This window comes from Burkholderia sp. Bp9015 (assembly GCF_003853505.1).
In the GTDB taxonomy this organism is placed as follows: Bacteria; Pseudomonadota; Gammaproteobacteria; order Burkholderiales; family Burkholderiaceae; genus Burkholderia.
The window spans coordinates 35,728-48,655 of sequence record NZ_QTPZ01000039.1; the positions used below are offsets into that span (position 1 = coordinate 35,728).

Consider the following 12,928-nt stretch of genomic DNA (forward strand, 5'->3'; position numbering starts at 1 on the left):
TGAGAAATGAAGAAAGACGATCTTGTTAAGCTGCTGCATGAAAGTGATGGAGCTTATTCAAAGTTTTTGAAGCACGCGAAAGAGAACACTAAATCAGAAGGGTGGGGAACTGGTGTCGGTGCCCCATTTTCTCTCGAGCCCTATCGTACTGAGATACTTGGAGTGAAGCCCGGCCGTATGTTGAAAGGCAAATCGGAGCCCGGACCCCGACGGTATTGTTATTCGTACGATGATCAAGGGCGAGTAATACATATGGTTGCGTATGGTAAATTGGGCGGTCCACCCGGAAACCAGGATTGGATGCGTTCCGATGATTTTTATCAATATTCAGAAAATTCTGCAACTCGGTACGTATATGGAAATACATTTAAAGAGAATCCCGATTCACAGGTGACTCGAGTTGTGCGATTGAACTATGTAAAGGGAAAGGTCTCTAGTGTATTTCAGCTTGAAAAACGAAATCTTGAGTATACGGAGACGAATTATTCATATGATGCTGATGGGAGTATTGTCGGGATAGTGGTTAAATGGCCGGAGGGGCGTTTTCCTGATCGAGTGTTATCGGTGGAGGGCGGCGGCGGTGATGTGAAGATTTTTGAAATTCGTGGCGAAAGAAAGATTCCCGTTTATCCGGAGCCTTAACGCGATCGGTGGTTGGGTTAACTTAAATAGAAGAAGCAGCGGTTTTCGTGCGGCAATTTGTCCCTCGCTCCCGCTGGAGGGAAGTTTCGAGAAAAGGGTGCCGGAGATATGCAATAAGAGCGAAACGGGGCGGTAGTCGATGATCCATATGGGTGCCGATGGCCGCGCTGGATCCTGCATGCCCCTAGTGAGAGGTCGGGCGATGAATAGGGATGAATTGATCGTACTGGTCGGAAGAATGAGAGAGTCAAATTATGCCTCCGACGAGGAGGCTGAAAATGACATTGAAATTTTGAATGCGAATGTGATTGATCCGAGTGCAATGGATTATATATTTCAGAAAAAGTGCGAGGATATGCCGCTGGAGGAAATTGTGGAGAAAATGCTTTCGTATAAACCGATGCAATTGTAAGTTGTGTTAAGAGCGGGGCGCGCGGAGGGCGATTCGTCCAATAACCAAGGGTGGTGTTTGAGTGTGACTCTTCTCGAATACGCGGACTTTTGTCGATCTGGCTGAAGGGGTTTGTGTTGATATTTGTGATTTATAGTCGAATAAAATGAATTCCATATGAGCTTGTGGGTAAAAGAGGTGTAACGGTTGGGGGGGCTCGTGCGAATTTATAATTCTCTGTTGGGGCTAACCGAAAATATCCAGTCGTTGCCAGAAAAAGACTGGATTTACGCAAATGTTGATTCCTGGCGGAGTGACCCAGAGCGGGCGAGGTTTTTCTACATCCCGTGGGATTACATTCAAGATCTGGATGATGATGAAATTTATGTGGACGACGAGGGCATGGAGATGCCGAAGTCAGTTGAGAAGTATAACTTGAGATGTTGGATGTTGGTGAATCAGCTGAGCCATATTTTAAAAAACAAGATCGATGAAAATGATAATGTCAGGTGGTTTATTGATGAGATAAATTATTATCGTGAAAATGATGAATTTAGGACTTAAATTTTAACATCGAGAAATTTGCAATACTGCTTGATTATTCGGTTCGAGCAGTCATATGACATTCTTTCGCGTTGATCGGTCGCGAGCGAAAATAGATTAAAATGGATGGCTGATCAGGTAGTCTCGGTAAGTTGGTTTCAATGCTTGTATTGCCGGGGCGACGAGGCTTGTGTATACCATTTACTGGTTCATGGCACGCGATCCGACTGGGTCGTGCGGCGGTCGAATTTTATCGCTATGCCATGAATCCACGTATGTGGACCACTACATTTGGTTGCGCGCTTCACCAAACTGCGATGACTCTCTACACGCTCGACGGGCAATGAGATTATGGGGGCACTATTTAAAGAGGGAGTGCTGCAAGTGGGATTGGTAAGGCTTATGGTCCATCTATTTCTAGGCCAATAAATATAAATGATTTCTAAGCGTGGTCGTTGCTTGAGCGTTGTTCTTCTGGAAGATATTGATTTTCTTGGTCTGGTTGAAAAAATCGAAAATGCATTTGGTGCGCGTCTTTCGGTGAAGGATAAAAAGGGGCGTTGTATCGCAGATTGGGATGGCGATGATTTTTCTATCGAGGTCGTTGATCGGGTTGATCGACTTGCTGATTTTTTGTCTGATGGAAATCACATTGTTGATGTTTTTATCGAGTCGGATGAGAATTTCAATGAAAAATTTGAGGGTAAAATAAAATCCATCTTCAAAAATGGTGGGGTTGCGTGGGGTCGTGCGGTATGGTCGCAAGTTAGTCGAGATGAAAGTTTGCGAGAGATATATCCTGATTCGGATTGATTTTCAATTGCGAGTGTTGACGGGGTTTTCTATTGCGACGTCATTCATTGCCGATTTTTGAGAAGCAGATGAGGCTGTCGCACAATAGCGCTCCGTTGTCCGGTTGTGGGATTCCGCTCGATGATGGCAAGCGTGGACACCCGTGTGACAAGGCTGGCCGAATCACATCGGCCGTGTTGTACGCGTTTCACGTGTTGAAACATTGAGGTGTGTAGATGGACGTTGAACTGAAAAAGAAGTTTGAGAAGAGATTGCAAGAGGTTCTCAAGGGAAATATAAATGAGATCGGCGTCAAGGTGTCGAGAGGTGAAATTATTGTCGACCGCGAAGGGGCGGGTAGTGGGCGAATCGGATTCAGGTTTCTAAGAAATGCAAACGGGTATATTCTTTCTGCTGCTGCTGATTCTCCTCGTCTTCAGGATTTCTATGTAGGCAGTAATCCTCCATACAAGTCAAAGATTCCGACGGGGTTGGTTCTGGCGATGAATACATCTATGGAAGCGGTAAAATCATTTTCGCCGAGTGTCGGCGGGGTGGTTGATTTGCCGCGGAATGAGGTGGAGATGGAATCGACGTGTCGATGGATATGTGAAAAAGTGGTGGGTATTTACTTGCCGAGAGTGGTAAATGCGGTGGAGGTTAATTCGGGGTTGATTAAGGATGTAATGGACAACCCGAACTACTACTCGTACCCATTTTTGACTATCGTTTTCGCGGCGAAGAAGAATGGTGTCGGTCAAGATGGACTGGATGTCGAGTATTTGCTGGGTAAAAATGTGTCCGGGAATAAGTCGTTTGATCGAAGTATTTTGAAGGCTTATCTTTAAAGGTGGCGATTTGCTTGGGGTCGCCTTGGTGTCAAAAAATAAAAATTACGCAGAATTTCCGCTTGACTCTTGTGGGGTGTTCGATGAATTAAAATTTTCTTCGGATGTATCACGTCCGCGAACAGTGTATTTGCGAGTTGACCTTTGAGGTGGGAAGAAAGATAAACTGCTCTTGCTGCAGTAGGTGTAGATGATGAACTGATCTGGCAGCCTCAGCGCATTCTGGAGGGATATCAGTCAATTATGGGAAAATTGAATGTTATTGTCGAGAAGATGAAGGCGGATTGGTCTGTGGCGAGAAGGGCTTTTCATTTTGGAAGGGAATGTCATTTTTTTCTGAGATCTGATTTTGCTGATTCGGTTGCGCTTGATTCGACGATTCGGGGTATTCCGGACTCCGCGTCCGAGCTCGCGAAATTTTGGAAAATATCCGAGCGGGCAGATTTATTCAAAGATGTTGGGTACGGGCAGTGGGGCGTTCAGGTATTGTCGCCTCAAGAGGCCATCGATGAAACTGCGAGGCAAAGGGGAAGAAGGGCGCGAGAGTTTCTGAATGGTGATGTTGTTTTTGCTCGTTTTTACGGGGATTCAGAATTATTGTTGATGGATCCTGCTGGTGCGGTTTGCGTTGCTTTGCCTTTGGATAGTCGATGTGACTGGCCGAAGGTCGCGGATTCGTTTGCGGATTTTTTGGAAAAATTGATAGATTCTCAGGGAGCGAAATATTGGGAGCCACCGGAGAAAAGTCGCTAGTCTAGGAGTGGCGATCCGGCATGTTTGGCAGTTCGAGGGGATTGTGAGGCGGCAGTCGGGGAGTAGTGCAATCGATCCGGTTGGGAACGCGACGCACTTCGAGCATGGTTCGTATGGGTCACTCGTTCGTAAGGTGAGTGAGCATGGGGCCTGCCAATGAGCTGGATCTCGAATACAACATTCGAAACCAGCTTAACACCGGCGTGACGAAGGACTATCTTGCCGTCAGACAACGCACTTCGAATTTGCGGCGTGAACTTGGGATGCGACAACGCGTTCCAGGTCCCGAGACGGGCGTTGTGACCGCACCCGCATGGAACGAAACGCAGCCAGGGAATCGACTAACCATGCATCGGGGCGCAAAACGTGCGTTTCCAGGGACAATATTTGTATGGTGAGACCGGGGCTGCACTACACACTTTCCGATTGTGTAGCTCGGACATCGGCTATTTCATCAATCTGGTTCCGTCACGTCTGCATGACCAACGACGTCAACTGCGCCGCCCGCGTCACTTCCGTCTTCGCATAGATCGACTTGATCTGCGAGCGGATCGTGCCGATCGACACGCCGCGCAGCTCGGCGCATTCCTGCGGCGAGCGTCCGTCGCAGCACAGCAGCACCGCGAGATCGGCTTCGGCCGACGACAGTCCGTAGAACACGCGCAGCCGCTGCGCGCGTGCCGCCGGCGAACGCAGGTCGGCTGCCGTCATCAATGTCGCGACGCCGGGCCGCTCGCGCACGAGGCGTGACTGTTCGGGCACCGGTATCAGCGCAAGCGGTAGCGGTTCGCCCGTCGCACGGCGCAGCAACAGCCCACCGCGCGCGAACGCGTGCCGCCATTGCGCATCGTCGACGCAGCCTTCCGGTGCGAAGCGCCCGTTCGCGATCCGCAGCGCAGGTTCCGCCGCGATCAGTTGATCGGCTGCGCGATTCGTATAGCGGAGTTCGCGTTGCGCGCCGAGCAAGAACACCGGCACCGGAAGCGCATCGAGCGCCGATTCCGCGGCGGCCACGCGTGCTTCGAGTTCGCCGATGCGTGCCTCGATCCGCAACGCGCGGCTGATGTGTGCGCCCATGCTTTCGATCGCGACGCGCTGTGCGTCCGACAGGCCCTGCGATTCGGGGCCGCTCTGTACGCTGAGGAATGCGCCGGTGTGCTCACCGCGATGGATATACAGGCCGGCGATGCTGCCGATCCCGTATGGTTTCAGGAATTCCTGGTAGAACACGCAGTGGTCGCGCTGTGGGCGGGACAGTTGCTTGGCGTCCTCGAACCAGCGACCAGTCGGCCAGTTGCCGGCGATCGGTACGACCGGGTCATACAGATAGAACTCGGTGTTGTATGCGCGGCGGCAATCGGCAACCCACGGCTCGTCGTCGCCCGCAGCCCGGTCGATGACCGGCACTCCCGCCGCGTCGTCGAACGACAGCAGCGTGGCCATACGCACGCCTACCGACGATCGCAAGCCGTCGAGTACGACTTCCCATCTCTGATCGCCCAGTGCTGCAGCGTAGATGTCATCGAGCAATGCCGATGGAATCAACTCGTTCCGTTGCATTTGGCTACCCCGCGCGATGCGTTCTTTTTGACAGCCTTTCGGGCATATTACTCATTCTTGTACGAGGTTCAATATGCGGGCAGCGCTTTCTGCTCGAAGCATGTTGCTTCAGGGGTGCTTCTCGTCAGACGTAATGGCGATTCTCAATGTTTTCCTGCCGTTCTTTTGCATACAGGACAAAGCAGCGGCATCACCGGACGAATCAGACATTGCATTTTTTCATCCCCAATCTGGGGGATGAAATCCGATCCAAACATTGCTGAAATCTAGCCCAATGCACGGGGGAACGGAATGGAGTTGACCCTGTACTTCCGGACACCGCATCACCCTTAGGTTGAGGTGCTCATCGCCTACCTGGCCCCCCGTTGAGAGCGCAATTCAAGGTGCTGCTCGTTGTAAGGTTGACGGGTGATGGTCAGATTCCTCGCTGCTATCACAGCGTCCGGCCTGGGCATAAAGGCGACGTAGTCGCGCTTCATCGAATCTCCCGAGCGCGAGCAAGGCACGGTCGTGGGCTTTGGCGGTCAAAGGCAAACTTCTGGCGCTTGCTGTTAAGAAAACCACATAACATGTGTTGGTTGCATTTTCCACACGTTTGCTTGGAGCCTGAGGTTTCCTATGGAACGACGCGTGTTTCTCTCGGTTCTAGGTTCGGCTGCACTCGCGAACAGTTTGCCTGCCTTTGCACAGGCCGATAGATTTGAAACACTGCTTCATCAAATCCAGAATGACCCGGAAATGGTTGAGCAAAGTTGGATCTATCGCGATAAGACGGGGGCTCGCGGCGTACCTCATGGTAAACCCTCTAAGCGGCTATTGAGCCAGCGGTCGATCGATCTGATTGTTGCCTGCGAGGTCGCGAGCGAGGCGGTCTACAAAGCAAAGTATCAACGACCGATCTGGCCAAAGGGGCAGTCAGGCGTGACTATCGGAGTCGGCTACGACCTGCAGTCCGCAAACGCAGCCATCATCGATCGTGACTGGCCGATGCTCAGCGTGGACGACCGCGCGCTTCTGACAAGCGTGGCTGCACTCAAGGGGCCCGCCGCAAAGGCAGCTTTGCCGCGTGTGCAATCTGTCGAGATTTCTTGGTCGGACGCCTACACGCAGTTTCTCGCTTTCCTGCGATACCCCACCAAACAGACGGAAGACGCTTTTCCAAACTGCGGAATGTTATCCGACGATAGCTTCGGGGCACTCGTTTCGCTGGTTTACAACCGAGGGCCGTCGACGCATAACAACAAATCTCGGAAAGAGATGTACGAGATCAAGCAATTGATGGCAGCCGAGCAATTCGATAAAGTACCCGATCGAATTCGTGCAATGAAGCACCTCTGGCCGGGCCCCGACCAACGGGGATTACCCATTCGTCGTGAAGCAGAGGCCGCCTTGTTTGAGCGAGGGCGCCGTGCCTGAGGCCACTGCAATGATCACAGTCGCACAACCGGCACTGCGAAACAACAGTTGGCGAGTCCGATTCGGCCGAGTATTGTTGTTGATTGCAACGTCAATTGCATGCTGCGCGGCCTGCGGTCAAACACCGGTCCGCATTGCATTAGTTATTGGCAATACCCACTATAACCCGAATCCCTCTCTGCCAAACGCATTATCAGACGCGCAAAAGCTGGCTGAACAATTAAGGCGACAGGGCTTTACCTTGCAGCCGAACAGTTACGATCTCGACCGCCCCACTTTAACCAACGTGATCGCTGCATTCGGGAAGCGACTGCGTGCGGCTGGAGACAACGCGGTAGGCTTTTTCTACTATGCTGGCCACGCTGCTCAGGATGAATTCGGCAACAACTATCTGCTGCCGCTCACATCCAAGGCGCGAACTCCCGCCCAAGTTCGCAACGAAGGCACTCCGTTGCAGCCACTGCTGAAGGACATGGAGGAGGCCGGCAACCCAATCAACATCGTTGTGCTCGATGCGTGTCGCCAATGGTATCCGTCTAATACGCCACGAGATCCAAAGGGACTGCACGACATGGGTCGCCGTGGCAGCACGCTCATCGCCTATGCGACACGCGCTGGCGATATCGCTGACGAAGGCGCTTCGCTGGAGAGTAGTCCGTTCTCAGGTCGCTTGATTGAAGCAATAGCACGACATCCGAACGACCCGATAGTCCTGCTCTTTGACGACGTGAAGACGCTTGTTTCCAACGACACAGGCGGTGAACAACTCCCGCTCGTGGTTAACGGTCTCACTGCGTCAGGCCGCTGGAGCTTCGCCAGCGGCGAGTTCAATGGTGTGCCGGACAAACCTGAGCCGGTCGGAACGCCCGACAAAGTCACTCCTTTCCTGGAGGGCCTCGACCGTGCAAAGCTAGTGCACTTCTTCCGTGGCAGAGAATATTTTGCCGACGCGCTCCTCAAACACCGCGACGTCTTGGCCAAATACGAGATTAATACCCCGATCCGACTTGCCTACTTTTTAGGCGCCATCGGTTACGAGACCGGGGGATTTAGAGCCAAGGAGGATAGGCTTACATATTCTGCCGCAGCTTTGCGTAAGGACTGGCCTCGCCAAGTGACATCTGACGAAATGGCAAGAAGCCTCGTTGGTAAGCCCGAAGCCATCGCCAACGTGATCTACGGAGGCAGAAGCGACTTGGGGAACGGGCCACCAGGAAGCGGAGATGGCTGGCGATATCGTGGCCGCAACATATACGGCCTCCTTGTTGTCGGTCGGTACAACTACAAACGTTTCGGCGAAATGGTCGGCGTTGATCTACTCAATTCGCCAGACTTGGTCAATGATCCAGACATTGGATTGGCGGTCTCCGCGGCCATCTGGCACGCATACAATGTCAACCCGGCTGCTGACGCCGGAGACTTGGAACAGATCGCGCGAAGGTTACGCACCCCATTCAATCCCAAGGATACTGGCGAGCGGAACTGGTGGGTTAGCCAGGCTAAGACCGCTGTCAATTAGCAGGCGATGGGGCGGGGGCTTCGGCACTCCGCTCTGCCTCTCCATCAATCGCTGACCGCGTTCTCGTATGGAAGATCGTTCTACAGACCGCCATGCCCTGCCGATGCCTTTAGTCTCGGATGCGGTCGATCTACTACAACGCGGACTAGGACAATGACAGTCCGATATCCGATCTATCTCCTAACCGTCGGCATGAGAGCTGGGCGTGTGTTGGAGCAAACACTTCCTGCGGCCGCTTGCCAACCATCCTGGACCACTCATGCCATGAGTGATCAATGGCTGCGAAGAGGCGACACGACCTTTGACTTGGAGTCGACAACGGTAGATTACAGTCCGACGACGAACTTCCGAGTTCGGCCAAAAGCGGCCTCCGGCGATCATTCCACGACCGATGTTTCGCGTGGCAAAAGTGGCCCCTTGATCGTGCGAGACGCCACTGGGGACTCAGAACGGAGTATTCTAGGCGTGGGCCAACGTGATTTTCCGCTTTGGCTGGCAGAAATGTGGCTTTCACGCCATGCCGCGTAGAAGTAGATTTTTTGATTAAAACTTAATCGTTTATGCATTGACGGAGAACTCAATGCCAGACCAATATCCCTTCATCGTATCCAATAATAAAATTGAGCCAATTCTAAGTAGAATTCGCACAGCCGCAAAACCGGAAAAATTGTCACAGGAACTTCTCGCAACGTGGGGATTTACCGCATCAAATGATAGGGCAATGCCGCGGGTATTAAAGGCGCTAGGCTTTTTAACTGAAAATGGTGTGCCGACGGCTTATTACGACCGTCTCCGGGATCCTTCGGACTGGAAGCGAGTTTTGGGAGAGCGTGTTCGTGAAACTTACGCCGATCTGTTTGCAATTGATTCGAATATTCAATCGGCAAGCGAGGCAGAGGTAAAGGGGGCTATTAGCCGCATTACTGGAAAGGACGAAGAGGCTGTTAAGCGATATTATTCGACATTCAAGACTCTCGCTAGGCTGGCTGATTTTAGCGAGAGACCTGACCCAGCGCCGATCGTAAAAGAGGCGAATAACTCCTCTTCCTCAACAGCATTACCAGAAAAAACAACCGAGGCTGCGCCTCCCGCAGCGCCAGCATCGCATCGAAAAACTGAATATCATTACAATATACAGATTCATCTGCCGGTCACGACCGACATCACGGTTTATAACGCAATTTTTAAAAGCCTTCGTGATAATTTGGGGGTGTAGTCGATGCGGCAATTCGTTTTCAATGCACTGCTCGCGGAGAATTCGCTCGCTCAATTGGCGAGTGAAGGTATTGCGATTCGCGGCACCGCTACACCTCCGGTCATTACGGTCGACGAATTCGGTTTCAGCCCGCGCATCGTTTACGATGCAAAAAAAATGTCGTCGGTCTTTACGGCTTTTTTTTGCATTGAGAATTCAGCTCGAGATCTAATAGCCGAACGTCTTCTATCGCGCAAGGGTTTGGATTGGTGGGGTTGTGCGGTGCCAGCAAAGATTCGAGCGGCCGTTGAAAAACTTAAGGAAAAAGAGGCTGCGAATAAATATCATGCAGCCAGATCGGCTGCGTTAATTGGTTATACGCTTTTTGGAAATCTAGGTCAGATTATTATCGCGAACTGGGATGATTTTTCTGACTTGTTTCCGGATCAGGCATGGGTTATGTCGAGATTTAATGATCTGGAAATGTCTAGAAATATAATTATGCATACAGGAACACTGCCGCAGATCGAGGTTGATCGGATAGAGAGTATTTTGCGAGATTGGAATCGTCAGGTTGGCTGATGAATTGATATACTTAAAAATAGGCTTTGACTTCAGACGTTCGATTGGAGCGGCGTGACAGTCGGCTCTGGGTCGATCTGCGCCGGGCGGCGGCCGGCCGAGTTCGGCCAGAAGCCGCCACTAGTCAATGGAAAAACAGTCACTCAAGTTCAGTTACTAAGTTTTCAGTTAGTAACTTCACTTGAGGCGCGCGCTAAGACATTGATTTTTCGACGGTTCCGATGTCACCATATTGGTACTACAAACCGAAATCTTAGTACGTTGCATCGCGATTAGAGGATAGATGGCTTGGCTATCTCACGGCGAGAAAACTCTGACGCCATGAGATACAGAAACTGTTGCGGCTGCCCGGATATAAAGTCCTGAATTCGAGGACCGAAGGCACCGTCATTGATCGCGGGGAAATGGTGCGGTCGGTACCTCGTAATTGATCCCAAATAGTACGCGAGGATATAAGTCGAGAGTAGTTGCGGCAATGTTTGAGCGTCTTCTGCAGCCGGTCGAAGGTAAACGTAGTGCCTCCTGTACGGCGGAACTGACGAAACGGTGGTCCAGAGAATCCCCTGAATTGAGTGGAACAGAGATTCAAGAGAGTTCGCATATTTCGTGTTCGGGCAGACGACTGGTGTGATTTGTTGAATGCAGATCAGTTCCCGGCCGGAAGCATCGGTCTCGCTGCATGCGACCTGGGTAAACGCATTTTGCAGCTTTGACTCGGCGAGTAGTCGGGTAATGCTTACGCCGATTCGGGAAAGGTCGTCTGTAACGAAGTACAAATTCAGCCAGAGCTGGCGTGTGTTTTTGTTGAGGTAAGTGCGGATATCGTGGACTGCAATGAACCGTTCTTTCTTGCCCGCGGCAGATGCCCACAACCTGTGACCGGGAAGAATTTGTGGCAGGAGAGTCGGCACATCGAAGTCCTGATTCACAGCAAGGCCAGCACCCGTGAGCGCTAGCATGAACTCCGAAAAATTCTGCAAGTTGCCTTGAGCATTAGGACTGGGGAACGTGCGCAGGAAAGCGTCGGTGAGTTCGCGGTTGCTTGGAGCGCGAAGCATCTCTGAGATGCCGTGCTGGGCCTTATTAAACGTTTGTTGCGTTCCGCGAGTCAGGCAGAACGCCTTCACAAGGTTCATGAAGCAGTAGTAGAGCGTTAGCGGCCGAGCCGACACCCGCCGGGCATCCACTGCGCCTTCAAAGAAATCACGTGCTTGGTTCATGCATGCAAGAGCTTCAGGGCGAGCAACCACCGGGCATGTAGTCTTGATGGCTTGGTCAATGATGGCCCACGGATCAAGCGAGAAGAGCAATGATTGCAGGCTTGCATTACCTCTGGCCCCGAGCTTTGTTGGCCAAAAACTGAACGGAATCAGTTTTCCGTTGACTCGAAGCCGTTCGCCTACTCGCGCAGCAGGAAGCGCCATAAGTTGGATTGCCCTTATACATGAATGGAACTCGGCTTATGTTGCCGAGCGAATTTAGCAGCGTTCTGAACGTTCGGCACAAAGTCGGGCGAATAATAGATTGAACATCTGCGGCTTGCTTTCGCGGTGCCGGCCTGTCATTGAACGCATCCATTCTAGCGGGAACGACCACTGTTGGCAGTCAACGCGTCTGGCTGCTATGGGTCGGCTACGGTCCCCGCGTCGGGCGGCAGCCGGCCACAAGCAGACCTTCGCCTGGAGTGTGGTTGAGACTTTCAGATGGCGGCTTCGCTCAACAAGCGGTAATTCGGCCTCGGTAAGCCAGCGTCATGTCGCCTCTCTCCCTGATCTGCTGTTCGCTGTCCATTCGATTAATGTCGGCTGTCTCGCCGTTAGCGGACGGGACGAGCTAGGATGCGCAAACGCGGTGGGATCTCCTCGAGTAATACTGGGAATATAACTATGTGGCGAAAACGTTTCGGGATTGGTCGCGGACGCAGTGATGGCGATAGACATTCGAGAGTCTCTATCCCGATGCCCGTGCCGGCGCTTCACACTTCGACGTCAGCGCTCCGCCCCTCCGGCGGGGCTGGCGATCCGATCGGTGTCGCTGCGCGATGACCGGACCGCTTGTCCGTCTGTCCGCGTGGCGTGCTCGTCGCCGTGCGAGGCTCGCTGCGGAGGCCGCAAGAACCGAACGGCCGGACGGCGGGATCGGTGCGGAGGCGCCGATCCGGACTGCGTCCGAGGATCGCCTGAGGAGGGCGGACTTCGCAGGCCGCATAGCCGGCGTGCTCTCGGAACTCAGTCTGCGCGAAGGCAGGGTGTTCGCAATCCGAGGTGGGTGGGGCTTCGGCAAGTCCTCACTTAAGAATCTAATCACCGAGCGACTCGATGCCAAGAGTGACGGGGCCGACTGGCTTGACTTCAATCCCTGGCAGTGGGGCGACGGCGATGCGATCGCCCGCGCCCTCTTCGGCCAGATTGCGGATCGTCTGGGGGGCGAACATTCGAAGGCAGCGCTCGCCCGCGCCGAAGCGCTTCGACGGTACGGCGCGATCCTTACAGGGGCCAGCGCGCCGCTAAAAAAGGCCGGCGGCTCAAGTCATATAATTTCGACAGTGCTGACGAACGCCTCGGTGATCGCCGTCGCCTCGGCAATAGGCTTCGACCTCCCGACGGCAGCGAAGGTGGCAACTGGCCTCGCCATCCTCTCGATCGGCACGCCCCTGCTGGGTCGAGCGCTGTCGCATCTGTGACGTG

13 protein-coding genes are annotated in these 12,928 nt (G+C 52.8%); 11 read left to right on the forward strand and 2 right to left on the reverse strand.

Features of this window, described 5'->3' with window-relative positions; all coding sequences use genetic code 11:
• The first annotated feature begins 6 nt into the window (after positions 1-6).
• The 6 genes from DIE12_RS31035 (at position 7) to DIE12_RS31060 (ending at position 3,969) form a co-directional block, all read left to right on the forward strand.
• Entirely contained in the window at positions 7-642 is a 636-nt protein-coding gene (locus tag DIE12_RS31035; RefSeq protein WP_124523188.1) for a hypothetical protein, read from the forward strand.
• A gap of 178 nt (positions 643-820) precedes the next feature.
• Complete coding sequence (locus tag DIE12_RS31040; RefSeq protein ID WP_221624284.1) at positions 821-1,054, forward strand: hypothetical protein; 234 nt, start codon at positions 821-823, stop codon at positions 1,052-1,054.
• Between the two features lie 198 nt (positions 1,055-1,252).
• Entirely contained in the window at positions 1,253-1,597 is a 345-nt protein-coding gene (locus DIE12_RS31045; protein WP_124523190.1) for a hypothetical protein, read from the forward strand.
• Positions 1,598-2,011: 414 nt separating this feature from the next.
• Complete coding sequence (locus tag DIE12_RS31050; protein WP_124523192.1) at positions 2,012-2,389, forward strand: hypothetical protein; 378 nt, start codon at positions 2,012-2,014, stop codon at positions 2,387-2,389.
• 215 nt (positions 2,390-2,604) lie between these two features.
• Positions 2,605-3,216: a hypothetical protein gene (locus DIE12_RS31055; protein WP_124523194.1), complete on the forward strand. Its 612-nt coding sequence runs from the start codon at positions 2,605-2,607 to the stop codon at positions 3,214-3,216.
• A 243-nt stretch (positions 3,217-3,459) separates the two neighbouring features.
• Positions 3,460-3,969, forward strand: coding sequence for a hypothetical protein (locus DIE12_RS31060; RefSeq protein WP_124523196.1), 510 nt, complete (start codon positions 3,460-3,462; stop codon positions 3,967-3,969).
• A gap of 468 nt (positions 3,970-4,437) precedes the next feature.
• Here DIE12_RS31060 and DIE12_RS31065 read toward each other — a convergent pair whose 3' ends face one another.
• The gene (locus DIE12_RS31065; protein WP_260426270.1) at positions 4,438-5,412 is read right to left on the reverse strand and encodes a helix-turn-helix transcriptional regulator; all 975 of its coding nucleotides are present in this window, start codon (positions 5,410-5,412) and stop codon (positions 4,438-4,440) included.
• Positions 5,413-6,147: 735 nt separating this feature from the next.
• Between DIE12_RS31065 and DIE12_RS31070 the strand changes: the two genes are divergently transcribed.
• From DIE12_RS31070 to DIE12_RS31085, 4 genes are all read left to right on the forward strand, one after another.
• Complete coding sequence (locus tag DIE12_RS31070; protein ID WP_124523200.1) at positions 6,148-6,945, forward strand: hypothetical protein; 798 nt, start codon at positions 6,148-6,150, stop codon at positions 6,943-6,945.
• A gap of 10 nt (positions 6,946-6,955) precedes the next feature.
• Positions 6,956-8,464 carry a caspase family protein gene (locus DIE12_RS31075; protein WP_124523202.1) on the forward strand — a complete coding sequence of 503 codons (1,509 nt, stop codon included), beginning with the start codon at positions 6,956-6,958 and terminating at the stop codon, positions 8,462-8,464.
• Positions 8,465-9,044: 580 nt separating this feature from the next.
• Positions 9,045-9,680, forward strand: a complete 636-nt coding sequence (locus tag DIE12_RS31080) for a DUF5343 domain-containing protein (protein ID WP_124523204.1) — start codon at positions 9,045-9,047, stop codon at positions 9,678-9,680.
• Between the two features lie 3 nt (positions 9,681-9,683).
• Positions 9,684-10,241 carry a Swt1 family HEPN domain-containing protein gene (locus DIE12_RS31085; RefSeq protein ID WP_124523206.1) on the forward strand — a complete coding sequence of 186 codons (558 nt, stop codon included), beginning with the start codon at positions 9,684-9,686 and terminating at the stop codon, positions 10,239-10,241.
• A 272-nt stretch (positions 10,242-10,513) separates the two neighbouring features.
• Here the strand turns inward: DIE12_RS31085 and DIE12_RS31090 are convergent, their stop codons facing one another.
• Positions 10,514-11,665, reverse strand: coding sequence for a YaaC family protein (locus DIE12_RS31090; protein ID WP_124523208.1), 1,152 nt, complete (start codon positions 11,663-11,665; stop codon positions 10,514-10,516).
• A gap of 617 nt (positions 11,666-12,282) precedes the next feature.
• Between DIE12_RS31090 and DIE12_RS39110 the strand changes: the two genes are divergently transcribed.
• Positions 12,283-12,924, forward strand: coding sequence for a P-loop NTPase fold protein (locus DIE12_RS39110; RefSeq protein ID WP_221621956.1), 642 nt, complete (start codon positions 12,283-12,285; stop codon positions 12,922-12,924).
• The last annotated feature ends 4 nt before the right edge of the window (positions 12,925-12,928 follow it).